This is a genomic window from Amycolatopsis sp. NPDC051128 (genome assembly GCF_040682715.1).
In the GTDB taxonomy this organism is placed as follows: Bacteria; Actinomycetota; Actinomycetes; order Mycobacteriales; family Pseudonocardiaceae; genus Amycolatopsis.
On record NZ_JBFBBN010000007.1, the window covers coordinates 47,932 to 66,491 of the forward strand.

General features: G+C 70.2%; 8 protein-coding genes and 1 pseudogene. 4 read left to right on the top strand and 5 right to left on the bottom strand.

Annotated features, from left to right (window positions below; genetic code table 11):
• Window positions 1-13 precede the first annotated feature (13 nt).
• Both AB0M82_RS10435 and AB0M82_RS10440 read left to right on the top strand, forming a co-directional pair.
• A complete protein-coding gene (locus tag AB0M82_RS10435) occupies window positions 14-448 on the top strand; it encodes a hypothetical protein (protein ID WP_364719597.1) in 435 nt (144 codons plus the stop codon).
• A 316-nt stretch (window positions 449-764) separates the two neighbouring features.
• Window positions 765-2,924: a DUF6351 family protein gene (locus tag AB0M82_RS10440; RefSeq protein WP_364719599.1), complete on the top strand. Its 2,160-nt coding sequence runs from the start codon at window positions 765-767 to the stop codon at window positions 2,922-2,924.
• A gap of 431 nt (window positions 2,925-3,355) precedes the next feature.
• Here the strand turns inward: AB0M82_RS10440 and AB0M82_RS10445 are convergent, their stop codons facing one another.
• The 4 genes from AB0M82_RS10445 to AB0M82_RS10460 all read right to left on the bottom strand — a co-directional run bounded on the left by AB0M82_RS10445 (window position 3,356) and on the right by AB0M82_RS10460 (window position 15,763).
• The gene (locus AB0M82_RS10445) at window positions 3,356-4,249 is read right to left on the bottom strand and encodes a hypothetical protein (protein ID WP_364719601.1); all 894 of its coding nucleotides are present in this window, start codon (window positions 4,247-4,249) and stop codon (window positions 3,356-3,358) included.
• 230 nt (window positions 4,250-4,479) lie between these two features.
• Window positions 4,480-11,019: a LamG-like jellyroll fold domain-containing protein gene (locus AB0M82_RS10450; protein ID WP_364719603.1), complete on the bottom strand. Its 6,540-nt coding sequence runs from the start codon at window positions 11,017-11,019 to the stop codon at window positions 4,480-4,482.
• 81 nt (window positions 11,020-11,100) lie between these two features.
• Window positions 11,101-13,782 carry a LuxR C-terminal-related transcriptional regulator gene (locus AB0M82_RS10455; RefSeq protein WP_364719606.1) on the bottom strand — a complete coding sequence of 894 codons (2,682 nt, stop codon included), beginning with the start codon at window positions 13,780-13,782 and terminating at the stop codon, window positions 11,101-11,103.
• Window positions 13,783-14,719: 937 nt separating this feature from the next.
• Window positions 14,720-15,763 carry a hypothetical protein gene (locus AB0M82_RS10460; protein ID WP_364719609.1) on the bottom strand — a complete coding sequence of 348 codons (1,044 nt, stop codon included), beginning with the start codon at window positions 15,761-15,763 and terminating at the stop codon, window positions 14,720-14,722.
• Window positions 15,764-15,952: 189 nt separating this feature from the next.
• On the opposite strand from AB0M82_RS10460, the gene AB0M82_RS10465 reads away from it, so the two are divergent.
• Together AB0M82_RS10465 and AB0M82_RS10470 are read left to right on the top strand one after the other, a co-directional pair.
• Window positions 15,953-16,504: a hypothetical protein gene (locus tag AB0M82_RS10465; RefSeq protein ID WP_364719611.1), complete on the top strand. Its 552-nt coding sequence runs from the start codon at window positions 15,953-15,955 to the stop codon at window positions 16,502-16,504.
• A gap of 91 nt (window positions 16,505-16,595) precedes the next feature.
• Window positions 16,596-17,230, top strand: a pseudogene (locus tag AB0M82_RS10470) (integrase); the annotation flags it as partial.
• Between the two features lie 201 nt (window positions 17,231-17,431).
• Here the strand turns inward: AB0M82_RS10470 and AB0M82_RS10475 are convergent.
• Window positions 17,432-18,559, bottom strand: coding sequence for a hypothetical protein (locus AB0M82_RS10475; RefSeq protein WP_364719614.1), 1,128 nt, complete (start codon window positions 18,557-18,559; stop codon window positions 17,432-17,434).
• Between the last annotated feature and the right edge of the window lies 1 nt (window position 18,560).

Genomic DNA, 18,560 nt, shown 5'->3' on the forward strand with positions numbered 1-18,560 from the left:
TACCGCGAGACCTGTGACCTGGGGTACACCCGGCCATGGCGGGTCGCACGGCGATCTGCGCGAGCCGCGCGTATTGCGGATCGCTTCGGCGGCGGTCCCATTCGTGCAGGCCGATCGGCCCTTCGCGATCGAGCTACGAGGCGGCCTCGGTCCGGGCTGGCTTCATCGCTGCGGCTCCAAATTGGCCGGCTGCATCGGCCCGCGGCACCTCCGCGTCGTCGGGAAAGAACACCTTGGCGGTGCCGACTTTGGTAGCGCCCCTCTTCGTCGTCGGGCAGCGAGTTTGGATTCCTCTCGGGCGAACGGTGTCGCCGAGAAGTTTGTCCGCACCGTCAGGAGTGAAGTCACCGACCAGCTGCTGATCACAGGCGAGTGGCATCTGCGGATCGTGCTGGATCGGCATACCTCTGACTACAACGGCGATGTCCGCACCGAGGCCGTGATCTAACCAGCATCGGCACAGAAGGCCTGGTCAACGCCTGCGGCCGAGATTGGGAACCTCGCAGGCTGGATTCGCCTGAGAATACGACGTAGTACACGAAGGAACTGGTGGCGAGATTCGCGGAGATCTCCGTGGACTGGTCGTCGTTGGAGCCTCACCTCGGTTCGGAACCTTCCGCGAACAGCCCGTAGAAGCTCCAAGGCCTGTTTTCGGATAGTCGGGTGAGTGCATCCAAGACTGGTTGAAAGGCTGCGGTGGGGCTGCTATACCGGCAACTGCCCGGTGTCGCGAAGACGCGATGCACAAGCGAGCGGAGTGTCTGGTGGTCAACCGTGCCTTGCGCTCATCCGCCGTGGTGGCAGCGCTCACCGCGCCCGTCCTCCTGCTGGGGACCGCGACCGCGGTGGCCGCTCCCGGCACAACGCCCGGGCGGCAGCTGACGATCGAGACGGTGTCGAACCCGCGGCCCGCGCTCGTCAGCGGGGGCCAGGTCCTGGTCAAGGTGGTCCCGCCGCAGAGAGCTGGGCGGGTCGACGTCAGCGCCAACGGCCACGACATCACCTCAAGTTTCCGCGCCCAGCCGGACGGCAGCCTGCTCGGCCTGGTGACCGCTCTGCGCGAGGGTGCCAATGGCCTGAGCGCCCGGACGAACGGACCCGGCCCGGACCAGCGGGTGAACCTGCGCGTCACCAACCACCCGATCACCGGGCCTGTCTTCTCCGGCGCACAGCAGCTCCCGTTCTACTGCGAGACCCAGGCGTTCGGCCTGCCCACCGCGTCGCAGCCGTTCTGCAGCACTCCGACCCAGGTGAGCTACCAGTACAAGACCGCCGCCGGGACGTTCGCGCCGCTGGCTGACCCGGCGAGCCGGCCGGCGGACCTCGCGACGGCCACGGTCGACGGGCACGCGGTGCCGTACGTGGTCCGTGTCGAACGCGGCACGATCGATCGCGCCGTCTACGAGATGGCGGCCCTGTATGACGGCACGCCGTCGCCCGTCGCGCCGGACCGCGGCTGGAACGGCAAGCTGGTCTACACCTTCGGCGGCGGCTGCAACGCGGGCTACCACCAGGGCAGCTCGACCGGCGGGGTCGTCAACGACCTGTTCCTGGCCCGGGGCTACGCGGTCGCGTCGTCGACCCTGAACGTGCTTGACAACAACTGCAGCCCGATCATCTCGGCCGAAGCGGCGATGATGGTCAAAGAGCACTTCATCGAGACTTACGGCCCGGTCGCGCACACAATCGGCTGGGGTGGCTCGGGCGGGGCGATCCAGCAGTACGACATCGCGGAGAACTACCCCGGCATCGTCGATGGCATCATCCCCGGCGTCTCGTTCCCCGACCCGCTGAGCACGGGCGGCCCGGTGTCGGACTGCCGCTTGCTGGAGCGGTACTTCGCCGGGCCGGGCGCGTCGTTCACGGCGGCGCAGAAGCAGGCCGTTGCGGGCTTCGCCAGCTACGACACCTGCGTCTCCTGGGACAAGATCTTCGCCAACCGCGCAACCGCCACCGACAGCTGCGACGTGGCCATCCCGGTGCCGGCGCGGTGGGATCCGGTGACGAACCCGCGCGGGGTGAAGTGCAACCTGAACGAGCAGCTGGCCAACCAGCTCGGGCGGGATCCGAAGACCGGGTTCGTGCGCGGCCCCCTGGACACCACCGGCGTGCAGTACGGCCTGACCGCGCTGAAGGCCAGGACAATCACCGCGGCGCAGTTCGCCGACCTCAACGCCGGCATCGGCGGCCTCGATTACACCGGAACGCCCGTGCCGCAGCGGATCGCGGCCGACCCGAAGGCGCTCGACGCGGTGTATGCCGACGACATCCTCAACTCCGCGTCGCAGGCTTTGCGGGAAACGCCGATCATCGACCAGCGGACCGATCTCGACCTCGCCGGGTTCGGCAACGACGTCCACACCACCGAGTGGTCTTATGTGATGCGGCAACGGCTTCTGCGGGCCAACGGCACCGCGGGCAACCAGGTCATCATCGAAAACCACGCCACCGCCGCCGAAGCGGCGGCCGCCAGTGTCTACGAGCTCGACGCGATGGACCGCTGGCTGACCGCGATCGACGCGGACCGTTCGCACCGGAGTCACCGGCAGAAGGTGCTGGCGAACCGGCCGGCCGACCTCGGCGACGGGTGTTACCTCTCCGCCGCGTCGCGTGTCACCGAGAAGCTGACGTACCCGGCGAGCGGCCAGTGCGGCGCGCAGTACCCGGTGGCGGCCAACACCCGGATGATCGCGGGGGAGGGCCTGGCCCTCGACGTGCTGAAGTGCCGGCTGAAGCCGCTGGACTTCCGCGACTACCCGGTCACCTTCACCGCGGCGGACCGGAAGCGGCTGCGGGCGGCGTTCCCCGACGGGGTGTGCGACTACAGCCGTCCGGGTGTCGGGCAGCGGGCCCCGATCGGGACTTGGCTCAGTTACGGAGACGAACGGACCGGCACCACCCCGGCGACGAAGCCCCGCTGCTGACGGCGTTGTCCGCGCACCCTGCCGAGGCGGATGTTCGGCTACGGATGCAGGTAGCGCATCGTCAGCCGGTCGCCGGCAGGTCTCCGCGCCGGCACCTGGGAGACCGCGCGGGCCAGCCCTTTGAGCGTCGCACGGAACTAGCCGACCAACGTCGCGCTTATGTCGCACGGCGACGCCGCCGGGCTGGGTCAGCTGGCCAGACGTACACGAGTTGCGCTGCGAGCGACCCACATGTGGCCTTGCTGTTGCTGGGTCAGCTGGCGCGGGAGTCGGTCCGTGCTCAACAAGGCCTTGTCGAACTCATCCATCAGGGGACGGAAGAGTGACGAAGGCCGGCGGCGGATCCAGGGCCGGCCGGCTGATCTGGCTCGGGAACGTGGTGCAGGAGCCCCGGCGCCTCCCGGCCGAGCCCAGGGCAGCCCTCACCGCGGTCAGGTGTCGGCGCTCGGGTCCGGCCTCTCGGTGAGCTCCCACCGGTTGCCGTGACCCGTGGCGATCGCGACCGCCTCGATCACCCGCCGGGCCGCCGCCGGATCATCGACGAAGCTGACGGCGGCTTCGAGGTCGACCGGCGGCCCACCGGCGAGGCTCGCGGCCACGGCGATCAGCTGCCGGTCACGGTCCGGCACGTCGGCGGCCGCCGCGAAGCCGACCACGGCCGCCCAATCGGTGACCTGCCCCATCCGCACGGTGTCACCCATGTCCCACACCAGATCCAGGATCCTCACGAGGTCACCGAAGCCCGGCTGGTCCGGAACCGCGGTGAAGGTCAGCAGATGCACGGCGGCACGCAAGCCGAGCGAGGCGCCGGTGGCGATGTCGACGCGCAGGACGCCCCGAATGTGATCACCGGTGAACCCGGAGGCGAAGTCCGGCCGGGGAGTCCTCCGATGCAGCGGCGGCGCCGTATCGGGGTTGGCCAGCAACTCCGCCACCCGCAGGCACTCCACACACGGCGGCAACGCGGCGATGTCGACGCACGTGTCTTCGAGATACATTTCGTACGCAGCGTAGATCGCCCACTGATCCCTGCCCCAGACCGGACGCTCCGGAGCCGAACACAGCGTGAGGCCTGTCATCCCTCCGTCCCCGCCGGGCGCGTCGTCGAGATCCACGGACAGATGCCGCAACGTGCCGTCCGTACACGGTTGAGGTGTCATCGGGTCCTCCTCACCACCGGATGCTTCGCCGGTCGCCCGCGACAACGAGCCTATCCATGCCCGCAACGGGCCCCACGGCGTGGAGGAATGCGTCGGCTCCAGACAACGCAGGCTGGAACGCCTCCGCGTCATCGGCTCCCTCCTGCCGGTCGACGACAGCGCCACGATCCCCCGGACCGACGGCAGTCCGAAGCCTTGATCCGCCGAGGAACAGCGATCCGACCTGATTCACGCTCTGGCCACCTACGGTGGCAAGAGATGGCAGCCTGGGCTTCATCGCCTGTAACGAACGTGCCAACGCCCAACTCGAATACTGACGGATCCTGCACAATGTCAAGCCCCGGGTTTGGTGGCGACTGGATTAGCTGGTTTCCAGGGTCGCGTGACGGGGTGGGTCATCGTGTGTAGTGCTGAGTGGGCAGGGGAAGCACGCCGGTGGCGTAACCCGCCTGGAAGTACGTCATGGCGTCGTCGATGATGCGGGCCAGCAACTGCGCCTCCGGGGTGCCCGGCTGGGCTCGGCGGGCCTTCTCCACGAAGTCCTGCCACCACGGCACCCGCTTGCCCAGCGCGAACGGGTTCGTTGCCGTGGGTGGGGTCAGGACCGCCACGACCGCGTCGCCGATGGCGGCCGCGTCGTGCCTTCCCGGGGACATGGCCCGCTCGACCAGGTCGATCAGCAGGGGGTTGTCCGCCAGCATGATCGACTGCTGGGGCGCCGGGGCCGTGGTCTGGTTCGGGTTGGTGTCGAACCTCGGCGGGACCCGGCTGACGTAGGTGACCCGGTAGAGCACCCGCCAGGCGCCGGCCTCGGTGAACTTGAGGTTGCGCAACGCCACCGCGTCCGGATCGCTGCTCGCCCGCAGCCAGTCGCGGTCCACGACATCGCCGAACGCCGCGCCGTTCTCGGCCGAAGGCGGCAGGTAGAAAGCCATGAACCGGTACGCCTCGACTTTGCCCGGGCACGGGTCGGTCGTGTACGTCGCCGTGCGGTCGTCGTAGGCCTGCAGCATCGGGTCGCCCGGGCAGGTGATGTCCAGCGACATCCCGCGGGTCTCGGTGTCGTCCTTGCCGACCTGGATCTTCACGTGGCCGCCGAACAGCGCGTCGAGTGAGGCGAACACGCCCGCCCGCCAGCTGGGCCCGAACTGACCCTCGAAACTCGCCTCGAGCCCGGTGCCGTGGGTGTAGTCGTAGAAACCCGAGTAGGTCCGCTCGTGCCCGGCGGAGAACTGCTCGATCTCGGCGTGCAGGCCGCCGTTGGCCGTCCACACGTACCGGTTCACGATCCCCCTGGCCGGCAGGCCGGCCTCGAAGTCGTAGAACTGTCCGGTCGTAACGTCGCCGGTGTCCGGCCCGACCGGTCCGCGCATCCCCCGCGCTTCGGCGTCGTAGTGGAGGTACTTGGCGCGCAGCAGCTGCTCGGACCGTTTCACGCGGTCCGCGAGCCGGTAGGCCTCCGCCGGGCGGAAGTAGCTGCCGTGCGTCAGGTCCGCCGCCGGGAAGTCGGGGTCGTCGACCAGCCCGACCCGCCCGTCGAGCGTGCCGTTCTTGACGTAGTTCGAGCGCATCCGGAAGGTGATGACGGCGCGGTCCGGCGGGACGTCCAGGTCGGGTAGCACCACCTTGCCGACCATCGCGCCGGTGCTGTCCAGCCGCAGCGCGAACAGGTCCGCGGTCAGCGACTCGACCAGCGCGTAACCGACGTTGAGCGGCTGGTAGCGCCGGCCGACATCGGGGTTCAGGTACGGCGTGTCCGGAGTGGACGGTGGTTCCCACTTCCCACGCAGGCCCATCACGTCGGTGAGCGTCCTGGTCCACGCCGACGTGTCCACCCGGGCGGTCTGCTGCGCCAGTTCGAGGTCTGACTTGTGGTGCACCCCCAGTTTCGCCTTGACGAGCGCGTTCTTGAGCTTGACGTCGATGATCGGGATTTTGAACCCCGTCGCCATGTCCAGCCCGCCGCTCCCGCCCGCCTTGGCGTCCACGCTCAGCCGGAGCTTCGTGCGGTAGTCGGTGCTGCTGAAGGTGAACGAGCTGGTCGCGGTCGAGCGCACCGTCACGGTCGAGGCGTCCTGGTAGGAGTTGTAGCCCAGCGGGCTGTTGTAGAGGGGGCGGGAGAGGTTCTCGCTGGGCACGGGCGGCGCGCCCTCGACGAAGCCGATCAACGTCGGGTGCGTCCGCACCTGACCCAGGTACACCAGCTCCAGTTCGCCGACCCCGAACCCGGTCGCGAGCACCAGGTCCGGCGCGGTGAAGAAGGCACCGCGGCGCATGACACCGATCGCTTCGCCATCCCACCGCCGCGCCGTTTCGGGGTACTCCAGGACCGACGGCCGGCCGTGCAGGGACCGCTGGAACGCGGTCACCGGGCCGTCGTAGACGTTGCGCACCTGCGGGCCTTCGTCGGCGACCGGGGCGGTGGACGGCGAATACGCCGCCGACGCGATGAGCCTGCCGTCCGACCCGCGCCCGGTGCGGTCCTCGGCCGTGCCGTCGAAAGACCAGTAGGCGACCATGTCCGGGTTGTTCGCGGCGACCGTGCGGTAGAGGCCGTCACCGATCTGCGCCCGGCTGCGGGCCGAACGCCACAGCCGCAGTTCCGCGATCGCCCCGGCGAACCCGCTGACGCAGCGGTCGCCCGGCCGGTCCTGGACGGCACCGACGGTGAGCTGCCTGCCGTAGGAGGGCACCGCATCCGAAGCCGGGGCGGGGAAGACCGCGGCGATCGGCCTTCCGTTGTGGTAACAGCGGTAGCGGCCGAGCTTCGCGAACACCCCCCACACGTCGGTGCTGGTGAGGTTCAGGTCGTTGGTCTCGCTGGAGTCCGTCGCGACCGTGCCTTCGCCTTCGCCGAACCACCACGCCGAGACCACGCCCTTCGCGTCGTCGGCGGAGCCGAGCCGGGACATCGCCGCGACGACGTCGTCCTTCGCGAGGCCGACCGACCAGAACCGGACACCGGTCAGGCCGCCGCGGAACGGCTCCTGCGCTTCGAGAGCCGTGCCGGGCGACGGCGGTGTCGTCACGCCGAGGGTGAGCGGGCTGCGCGAGCTCACGGAGGTCAGCCGCGTCCTGGCGGGGAAGGACTCGGTCGTCGACTCGACCGGAACCCCGTCCACGTACATCGTGAGCGTGGCGCGCAGGCATTCGTCCTTCTTGTCCTGGACGAGCGCGGACTTCAGGACGGCGGTGAGGTGGCACGGGGCCGACGGCGCCGAGTGCCGCGCGTCGAGAGTGACGCGGCGGTTCGTGACGCTGTCGACGAGGTTGACCGTGCAGAAGGCGTTTTCGGCTCCGTCGATGCCGAACCGGAACGACTGGTCCGCCGGTTCCGGACCCCAGCGCGCCAGGATGGTCTGGTCCTGACCCGAGCGGAAGTCCGGGAACACCCACGCTTCGACGGTGAACTCGCCCTCGAAGTCGAAGCCTGCCGGGCTCTCGCACCAGCCGTAGTCGGGGGCGGCGACCTCGCCGACGCCTGGGTTGAGGTCGAGCGCGCCGGTGCCCTCGTACACCACGGCCACGTGGTTCCACGCGTCCATCTCGAGGTAGGCCCGGGCGTGCACGGCCGGCGAGCCACCGACCTCGGTGACGATGCCGATGAACGGGTCCTGGTCGGAGAACACCACCTCCTGCGCCGGGTTCGCGGTGAGCCGGGCGTTCAGGGCGACCCCCGTCGCCGTCGCGTGGTTGGCCAGCACGGCGCCGTTGACCGCGCTCCCGTCGCCGAGCGGCCAGTACCCGGTCAAGCCCGGTTCCGTGCCGGTCAGCGCGGTTCCCATGCTCTGGCGGAGCTCCTGGGGCGAGCGGGCGGTGGACCAGGTCCGCAGTTCGGTGATCGACCCGAACATGCTCACGTCCGGCCTGGTCCGGGCGCCGATCAGCCCGCCGGGCGGGATGTTCTCCGAAGCCTTCCGCAGCACGACCGGCGCCCCCACCACGACGTTCGCGTCGACGAACAGCTGGAGGGTCCACGAGGTGCCGGTGTCCCGCTGCGCGGTCACGGCGACGTGCGTCCAGGTGTCCTCGGGCAGCGCCTCGCCGCCGACGACGTATTTTTCGGTGTTGCCGTGGTTCTTCTCGTCGGTCCGGTAGCCGAAGCACAGGTGCCGGTCGTGGTCGAGGGCGAGCTGGGCGAGCGGGACGGACCGGCCGTCCTTGGTGTCGTAGACCTGGAAGAGGCTGCCGTGCTCCGCCGGCGACCCGCAGGGCTGCTTGCCGGGGCGGATCCACGCCTCCCAGGTGAAGGCGGCACGGGTGAGGTCGAAGACCGCGTTCGCCGGCACACTGGCGTACGAGCCTGCCGTGCTGCCGTGCGACTTGCGGACGGGCCGGAACCCCAGGGTCGGCAGCCCCGCCGTGCCCAGGTAGTAGCTGGGGGTGGCGGAAGCGAAGTCGGGGGCCGGGCCACCGTCGTAGGCGAGGACCGTGCCCGGGGTCGCGGTGGCGGGCCGCAACCAGGACTCGATCGTCCAGTTCCGCCTCGGGACGACCGCCGGTGCCGGATCGGGCACGTCCACCGCGGACGACCCGTCGAGGGTCAGCGCCTCCGGCCGGTGCGCACAGCGCCAGGTTCCGTTGGTACCGGTGACGACCACGGCGCTCTCGCCGTTCTCCGCCCGGGCTTCCCGGCCGGCCGGCACCGCCGCGGGGACGACGGCGGTGAGCGCGAGCATCCCGCGGCCGAGGGTCGTTTTCGGCGGTAGCGGGCCGACTGTCCGGCGTTGCCACGTCGCCGCGGTGACGGTGCCCGGCACGAGCCGGCCGTCCGCCGGCGGGCGCAGGACGTCGAAGAGCAGGGAACCCGCCCGCAGGTCCAGCGGGGAACTGACGGCCTGGTCCGGCACCTCGGTCGCGAGCGGATCGACCGAAACCCCGAGGAACCACGGCTCGAGCGCCGCGGCGACGGTGGCGGGGGACCGGGAGACGTTCCGGCTCGCCTGCACCACCACGTCCGCGACGGTCAGGCTGAGGTCGCAGCGCCGCGGGTCCTGGTCGGACGCGGCGGTCACCTTCAGCTCCAGGCCGCGCGGGCCGCGGTCGAACACCAGGATTCCGCCGTCGAGGGCGTAGATCGGTGTGTCGTCGGCGGCGGTGGGCTGGTAGGAGTAGCGCGTCGCCGCGGCGTCACCGCCGAGCACCGCGACGAGGTGCCAGGTGTCGGGCGGGAGGCCCGCCCACGTCTGCTGGGCGGTGGCGCCGCCGGGGAGTGTGTACCGGATGGTCAACGTCGTGGGCTCGCCGGGTGCCGCGGCGACGTCGACCGAGGCGAGCGGCGTGTTCGCGCGGTGGGTCACCAGTTCGAGGTGAGCCGGTCCGGCCGGCTCCGGTCCGCCGTCGAGTGCCAGGGTCATCGGCAGCCGGACCGCCGGGAACCGGCCGTCGGCGTCGTAGAACGCCCGCTGCCCGGACCGGACTTCGGCGTCCGAAGGGGTTTCGGAGTACCCGCCGCCGAGGATCCGCACCAGGTCCGGCAACGCGCGGGGCACGCCTTCCCAGCGCTCGCGGGGCAGGCCGGAACCCGGCCCGTAGTCGATCGAGACCGCGCACAGGTCCGGTGCCGCCCCCGCGGCGCAGTCGGCGACGGTGACCGTGGCCGCGTTGAAACTGCTCCCGCTGCGCTGGGCGAGGAAGGGGAACCGGCCGGTCACATCGTCGGCCGACCACGGCAGCGCGAACTGCGCGCGGACTGTCGTCGGATCGAACTGGGCGACCGCGAAGCCGGCCGAGCCGGTGCCCGCGAAGGGCTGCGCGAAGTAGCAGTGCAGCAAGCCGTCGGCGCTGTCCAGCAGCGCCGGGGCCGTCTGCGGCCGGGGCTTGCCGAGCAGCACCGCGGTCACCGTGCCCGCCGCGGAGGCGTGCACGGCCGCATCGGGCACCGGGTAGCCGGTGCCGTCGTCGTCGTCGATGACCGTGCATTCCAAGGACTCGAAAGGCGGGGCGACACTGCCGTCGGCGAACATCGTGAAGTCCAGCACGGCGAGCCCGGCGGGGGCCGCCGAACCGGACCGGACGACGGGAACGGCCACCGCCAGGCGCAGGCCGCGGCGCACGGTCGTGGCGCTTTCGCCGGCCTCCGCGCGTTCCTGTTCCGCGTAGACGGCCACGGCCGGGCCGTGGACCGGCGCCAACGGCACCCGCGTGCCCGCGATCGACGCGGCCAGCGGGAGGGTGAACCGGTGCAGCGAAGACGCCCGGACGTCCAGCGGGTCGAACTCGCCCTGCCGGCAGGACAGGTAGTGCACTGCGCCGCCGGAAGTCGCGGCCACGAAGTGCCAGCGCTGCAGGTCGATGTCCGAGGTCGGTCCGAGCGCGACGTCGAAGTGCTCGATGTCCCCGCCCAGCAGGAGCGACAGCTCGATGGTCGGTTCGAGGAACGGTTCGCCCGCGATGGACGTGACGCCGAGGCTGTCTTCGCTGCCCGCCGGGATGTCCCGCCGCCCGCTGCGCCGGTAGCGGACCTCACCGACCCGCTGCAGCGTCCACCGCGCCGGGTTCTCCTCCTCCTTCGGGTCGCTGGGGCGTCGCTGCGGGTTCTGCACGAGGACGAACCGGTCGAGGTAGAGCGTGCCGCCGGTGGAGAGGCGGAAGCAGCAGATGTTCCGGCCGTCGGCGACCACGCGGAACGCGGCGTCGGCCGGCTGCGGTGTCGTCGCGACCGAGTCGACGGTGACCAGGTCCATCCCGGCGAGCCGCAGGTGCGGTCCGCGCCGCGTCTGCGCGTCCAGTGCCAGCGGGTACCAGCCGGTCCATTCCCGCGGGGCCGCCGACTCGGTCCCTGCCTCGCGGACGTTGTAGTACAGGGTCGACACGGAAGCTCCGGCCTCACGGGCGAACACCACCGTGGTGCCTTCGACGGTCACGCCGATCGGGTCGGCGAGGGTGATCCCGTGACAGTCGGTGGACGGCCAGACCGGTTCGGACGAGGGCACGGCGGTTCCTCCAGGGTGACGGTGGGTGCTCGGAGGATCAGTGTGTTCGCCCGGGCGGCGGTGCGGCCCTAGGGAAACCGCCTAGTCGGCGTCGGCAAGCGGGTGAAACCGGCCTCGCAGCTGCCGTCGCCCGGTGATGCCGAGCTTCCGGAACACGTTGGCGAGGTGGTACTCGACCGTCTTGCCGCTGACGAACAGCTCGGCCGCGATCTCCCGGTTGGTCAGCCCGCAGCCCGCCAGCCGGGCGACCTCGTGCTCGCGCGCGGAGAGGGCGGGGGCGTCACCGGCGGGGTCGCGGCCGTCGGCGCGGCGGAGCTCGGCCGCGCACCGGCCGGCGAAGGGCGCTGCGCGCAGCCGCTGGTAACGGCGGTGGGCCGAGCGCAGCCAGCCGGCTCCCGTCGCGGTGGAGCCGTCCTCGACGAGCAGCCGGCCCAGCGCCTCCTCCAGCATGCCGCGGTGGAGCGGGGACTCATCGTGCTCTTCCCGGGTGCGCGCGGCGAGCTCGAGCCGGGCCCGCGCGCCCGCCCGGTCGCCGGTGCGCTGCCGCAGCAGCCCGTCCAGCCGGGCCGCCACGACCCGCAGGTATGGCACCGTTTCGGAGATTTCGGTGAGCGGGCGCAGCTCCCGGGCGGCTTCGGCCGTCCGGTCGTCGCCGATGAGCGCCTCCGCCAGCAGCGGACGCCACCAGACCTGCCACCACACGTGCGTGCCGGTGACCGTGTCGCCGGGCAGGCCGCGCACCGAGCGGAGCGCGCGCAGCATCCGCGGCCAGTCCGCCACGGCCTGCGCCCGCACGGCACCCGCGATCGCGGCGTAGCGGGCGTCCTGCGGGGTCCCCAGCATCGTGGCCTCCACGGCGGCGGCCCGAGCGTGCTTCTCGGCCGCGTCCTTCTCACCCCGGCTCGCGGGCACCAACACCGCGGCCAGCCGGGCCAGGCAGCGGTGGAACGCCTGCTCGCTGCCCTCGACGAGCGCGAGGCCCTGGTGGGCGGTCAGCTCCGCGTCGTCCCAGGCACCCAGCAGGTACTGCACGGTGGCGAGGTAGGAGAACGACGCGTGGCCCATCGTGCAGCGGGCCCCGGCCCGCTGCAGGCGCACCACGGTGGTCAGGTCCGCCAGCGCGCCGGTGAGGTCGCCGCGCATGGTCCGGATGGCGCCGCGCCCGGCCAAGCTCTCGATGTCGGAGCGGTTCACGTCGACGGCCGCCTCCGGCAGGTGGCCGAGGTCCCGCTCGGCCGCCGCCAGGCCGTGCACCCTGCTCCGGCCGATCGCCCGCACCATGCGGGTGGCGTCCCTCGTCCGCGCGTCCAGTGCGGCCACCGACAACGCCAGCTCGGCCGCGTCGACGGTCTCGCGGCCGTGGCCCCGCCACAGGTGCAGCGCGGCGAGGAAGGCCGCCGCGGTGCCCAGGACCCACTCCAGCTCCGGAGTCCCGGTCAGTCCGGCGATCGCCTGCCGCAGCAGGGTGTCCGCCCGGGCGAACTCCTTGTCGCGGAGCAGGGCGAGCACGCCCTTCGTGCACGCGCGCAGCGGGGTAGGCGCGCAGCCTTCGACCTCTTCGGCCACGCGGGCGGTCCAGCCGGTGCGGTAGTCGCGCAGGGACTGCAGGCACCCGGTGAGCAACCGGCGCTCGTATTCGGCGCGTTCCGCGGAAAGCCGGGCCGACCACAGGAGGTAGTCGGCCGCCGTTTCGTAGTCGCCCCGCCGGGCCTCCCGTTCGGCTTCGGCTTCCAGCTCGGCCGCCAGGCCGGGATCGGTGTTCGTCGCCGCGGCGACCCGGTGCGCCCAGCCGCTGCGGTGGTCCACGAACCGCACGGCCGCGGCGTGCAGCCGGGCCCGGCGGGTCGGCGGGAGCGCCGAGTACAACGCCTGGCGGTGCAGTGGGTGGCGCAGGGCGACCGGGCTGGACGGGTCGTCCGGCCACCAGTCCACCAGCTCGGCGGCGAGCGCGGGCTCGACGGCCGTCGCCGGGTCGGCCACGCCGGCCAGCTGGGCCAGGCGCGCCAGCGGGAGCCGGGTGTCGAGCACGGCGAGCGACTCGAGCAACGCCCGCGTGGCGGCGGACTGCCGGGCCAGCCAGGCCTCGATGGTGGAGCCCAGCGACGGCGGTTCCGGCCCGTCGGCGGCGGCCTTGACCCGACCGTCGCCGCCGGCGAGCAGCGCACGCAGGTGCAGGGGGTGGCCGGCGGTGCATCGGCTCAGCCACCGCGCGGCGTCGCCGGACGGCTGCCGCCCGACATACCCGGCGGCGAGCTCCGCCACCTCGGCCTCCCGGAGGCCGGAAAGCCCGATTCGGGTCACCCGGCCGGACCGCTCGTCGAGGCCGAGCAGGCGCAGGGCCAGGTCGCCGTCGCGGCAGGCCACGATGACGAGCGCGACATCGCCGCCGAGGCGGCCCAGCCCGAACGCGACGGCTTCGGCCGAAAGCCGGTCGGCCCACGGCAAGTCGTCGACGACGACGGCCACCGGGCCACGAGCCCGCACGGCTCCGAGCCTGCCGAGCAGGTCGCCGGCATTCCCGACCGGAGTGCGCAGGTGGACGAGCGAGACGCCGGGCAGCAGCCGCCCGAGCTCGCCACCGGCGGTGGTGTCTTCGACGAAGTGGTCGACGAGTGAGGTCTTTCCGATCCCGGCGGGCCCTTCGACCACGGCGACCGAGGGGGCGCCGGGACCGGCCCGTCGCGCACACTCGGCGAGCAGCGCCAGCTCCGCCCGTCTGCCGACGAAGCGGTGCACGTCCCGTCGCCGGGTGCCGAGGGACATCTCGGTTCCCCCTCCGGATCACGAACCCGGGTCACCGGGTGTGGCTGTTGAAAAAGGTAGGTCCTCGGCTGGACGGGAGAAGGAAGAATCACACGAACGAGTCGCTGTACCGCGGGTGCGGGGCCGGCCCGTGGCGCGGACACCATCGAGCACCCGCCACCGCGTTCGACGCCCTCTGGCTCGACGACCGCCACGGCGGCCAAAGCTGGCCGCTGACGAGCGGCTCGTGAGCAAGTTCCTGCTGTCCCAACCACCTCTGTATAACGACCTATTCACAGCGGGAATCTCGCGCGGTTCTCGCCGAGCGGGCCTTCACCTTGCGCAACTTGTGCACCCGCTCAACCGCAGCGCCGGAAACCACGGCTGGGAGAAATTGTCAATACCTGTGGGTCTGGCTTACCCGGACGTAAGTTTCGCGCAGTAGAGCAGGGCGTACGGGCCTCTTGGCCAGGTCGGGCCGGCCGAGGTGGATCTGGGTGGTGATCCCGGAGCTTTGTTCGGGCCCACCGCCCAGTAGTGCATCGAGTTCGAAGGCGAGCGCTCACCCGGTACTGGCGCGACCCCAGCGTTCAGCACGCAACTCCTGAACTCTCAAGGATTTGACACTGGACAACTGCTTCACCAGACTTACCACCCAAGGCTTTCTGTGAACCGAAGACAGAGGGGGCTTTCCGTGAAGCGCCTTGGCTACTACCCGTCTTCGCCCGGTGCCTTTATGGCCATCTTCCCGAACAGAGATGTCCCGACCACAGGCTCCCGTACCGGCCCCGGCTGGTCGTGGATGGCCGTGTACCACCCGTTCACCGGATCGTCGTCGGGACCTTCCGCTAAGTACCGGTTCGGGGTGTTCGAACGAGAAAGCCAGGCTCGCGCGGATCTCCAGCAACTCCTCGACGAGGGCAACCATGTCGCGGACGGGGGTAAGGCCGCGTCGGTCCTACGCGGTGCCGGGCACGGTGAGTTGATTCTGGTCGCCAACACGACTTGGGCGTTCGGGTTGTACCGCGTCCAGGACGGCGAACACTGCGCCGAGGCTGGCTGCTCCTTTTACGACGGTTGGATCGTCAACCTGGAGAATGATCCGGGTCGTGCCAGGCGTGTCAACGGTGACGCCCTGGACGGTCGGCCAATGGTTTTCACTGAGAACGGTTAAGGGTTGGCTCTGGCGAGGGGCAGGGTGTGTGAACCGGCGGAAACGGTCGTTGATGGCCTCGTCGATCTCGGTGGTGTGCAGAGACGCGAAGTGCAGCACGATAGCGTCCGGCTGTGCCTCAACGGCGATGGCGAGCATGTCGGCCCGATGAGACCGGGCCGCCAAGGGCCTCAACGTGACGCGGGACGTCTCGTTCTGCGCGGGATTCACCGCGGACGGCGAGATCGATCTCAGCGCCGTGATGATCGGCGGCAATCTCGACTGGGCAAAGTGTCGCTGGCCGGCGCGCAGATCACTGCGGACCTCACCTTCATCGGGATGACGCTGGCCGCCTGCGGTTCGGCCACCGCGCTCACGCTCCGCAACGTGAGCGTGACCGGAGCACTCAAAATCCGCTTCGCGGCGCAGCCCGCACGACCGCGTCGGTGGCAGGGTCCGACCCGACGTCGTACGCGCTCCGCATACGACGATCTTCCGGCGCGAGAACGGCGAGTGGAAGATCGTGCATCGCCATGCCGATCCCATCGACGACTCGGCACAATCTCTCGCGCGTTTGCATCGCGCCCAATAGAGCCGCAGGCCGGATTCGTGCCGCTCAAGAACAGCACGGTAGCGCCTATGATGTCCAGGAGCGGACGATTCGCGCACTCGTGATGGCTGTCCGCCGCACGCTGTTTCGCCGAGCACCATGAGGACGACCGCCGCGTCGGCATCGGTCCCGGACTTTTGGAAAGTGCGATCACGGCAATTGTCCGCCTCTGGGCCGATGGTGATCATCTTGTTGCCGCTGAGCACAGCGTCGCGCCCGGAGTGGATGGCCTCGTTCACCGGGCTGGAGCTGGGCCGGTGCCGCAAGCTGGTGCGGCTGGTCGCGGCGTACTGGCGCGCCGCGGGATCCACCGCCGCCGGTCACCTGGTCGCGTCGGCGTAATTGCCTGGTTGCCGGATAGCGGTTCCACCGTCCCGATGGTTGTCTGTAGTCGGCCGGAGACGCCGTGACCATGGGAAGGCAATAAAGTGATCGGAAAACGACAGCTTGCTGCGCTCCTCGCCGTGGCGGGACTGGCGCTGGGTTGCGCGGTAGCAACGCCGACCGCATACGCTTCGACCGCCAGTATCAATTGCACTGGCTGGACTTACGTCACCTACACGCCCGGACTGACGAATGCCACGAGATCGACCACCGTCGTCGACGACGGTGATCTGAACATCATCGACGCGCACAGCCCGACCGGAAGCTGCGTGGCGATCGGCTCCAGTGCTTCGGCCGGGGAGCGGAACGTCACTGCCCAGCTCGACCTGAGCTGCACGCAGCTCATTGTCGAGTCCGGGGTGGAAACGATCAACTGGAACGACGGGCAGTCGACGTCGTTCGAGTTTTCCGCGACCGTGACACGCGGCCTTTCCAACACTGTCATTCTGGAAACCGGCACGGTCACATCCGGGGAATTCAGCGGCGCGAGTGTGGTCGAGACATTCACCGCGCCCAACATCGCCTTTGCCGGCTGTGGAACGCCCGGCGGGGTCACCGCGCTCAACTTCGCCACCGTGATCACCATCGCCCGGTGAGGGATGGCACTTGTTCGTCGGAAGACCCGTTCGCCCGCACCAGAAGGTCATGCGGCTACCGCCGGGGGCGTCCGAGCCGGTGATCGTGGAGCGGCGTTCGTCCGGGCCGCGGCTGGTCGCCTGCTTCGCCACGATGTACTACTCGGCGCTGCGGCCGGAGGAAGCAGTGATGCTGCGCGACATCGACCTGAAGCTGCCGCGGAAGGGCTGGGGCGAGTTGCTGGTGTCGGAGACGGCCCGATCGCCGGTGCGGCGTGGACCGACAGCGGGCAGCGGCGTGACCGTCGCCAGCTCAAGCAGCGCGCGAAGGGGGAGGTGCGGCCGGTGCCGTGCCCGCCGCCGCTGACCGCCCTGCTGCATCACCATATTGAGCAGTACGGCGTCGCCGACGATGGCCGGCTGTTCCGCAGCATGGATGGTGGCGACGTCGCCGAGTCGACCCTGGCGCGAGTGTGGGACAAGGCCCGCAAGGCCGCGCTGACGCCGGAGGAATACCGGTCGCCGCTCGCTCGCCGGCCGTATGACCTGCGGCACGCCTGCGTGTCGACGTGGCTGGCGGGCGGCGTGATTTCAGCTCAGGTGGCGCTGTGGGCGGGGCACTCGGTCGCCGTCCTGCACGAGGTGTACGCCAAGGTACTGGCCGGGCTCGAAGAAGAATCGCTGGGCAAGATCGCTCGGATCCTGGGCCTGCCCGAGGACGACGAGGACGACCTGAATCGCGAGTAGCTCGAGCCGATCGGGACCATCGATCGCAGCCAAGAACCATCGAACGGTCCCTGACCACGCGGCACTCGGTCAGGGGCTGAATAACGCTGGTCACAGCCATGCGCGGCGCCGCTCGGGTCTTCACGGCAGCGTCGGAGGGCTGATCCTTCGAGGGTCGCTCGTCCTCAGCACGTCGAGAGCATCTCGTCGACACAGCGGCGTTCACCCACGCCACTCGAGGGCCTCGGCATCCTCGAACTCGTCCTCGCTATCGGTGAAGGCTTCCTGGTCCATGACGTCGTTGTCGGACAGGACGTCACTGTCGGACAGACTGGACGCGCGCGCCGATGGCCCGTCGTCGTGGGACCGGGCGCCGGCCAGCGCTTCAGCCTTCGCGAGCTCTCTGGCTTTCGCGGCGCGGCGCTTCATCATCGCCTTCGTCTCCAGCGAGGGCTTCCTCTTGCCCTTCACTTTGGGCACGCCCTTGACCTGGCCGAGCCCGTTGGCGCGCACCCAGGCCAGTGCTGCCTTCCGGTCGCCCTTGAACTTTCCCTTGATCAGCCTGGCAAAGGTGACGTACCCGTTGTATTCATCGCGGGCGGCCCTGAGTTCGGCGGTTCGTGCCTCGATGGCGCGTGCACGGTCCGCGTCGGCTTCCTTGATCCTCTTTTCGACCTCCGCGGCGTCCAAGCCGCCGGCTTCCAGGCCGGCCAGAATGGTCGGCACGTGCTGGGCTTGAACCGATGGGAACCAGGCCTCGGCGACATAGACGTACCGTTGCGATGTCGTCCATCCACCTGCCTTTCCCAGGATGTGATACCGCTCCGAGGTAACGTCGATGAGGGCCTGCTTCAATGGGCTTTCGCTCAGAGTGATGACGATGTCGGGAAGCGATGCCCCGCCCATTCCCTCGGCGAACTGGGGAACCCAGGTCAGGATCATGTCCGTGCCGCGCATCAGCGCGTAAACGCGTTCCTCGATCGCATTGCCCGCCCAGGCCAGAGCGACCGATTTGCCCTGTTGCAGCAGATTCACGAAGGTGTTGATCTTTTCGCCCTGCCATCCCGCGACATCGCCGGCCAGCAGCTGCCGGTGGGCTTCGTCGACGAAACCGCTGACTTTCCGGGCGAATGCCTGGCACGCCGCAAGCTCGTCCGGAGTCGGTGTGCCCCCGTGCTTGAATCCTTCATCCAGAACGCGCTGTGCGGGTCTCTTGCCGAGCAGACTGGACACGGCTGTGTTGCCTGCCAGCCGTTGGAGCCGCAGGACCTCGCCGTCAAGGGCCGCCACTCCCGCAGGTGCCCGGTGCTGCTTCGGTGACCCGGCCTCGCGATCCCGGTGCGCGCGCATG

Coding starts and splice junctions, on each gene's coding strand:
- AB0M82_RS10475 (WP_364719614.1), bottom strand. CDS start 18,559: ATGCGCGCGCACCGGGATCGCGAGGCCGGGTCACCGAAGCAGCACCGG.
- AB0M82_RS10455 (WP_364719606.1), bottom strand. CDS start 13,782: ATGTCCCTCGGCACCCGGCGACGGGACGTGCACCGCTTCGTCGGCAGA.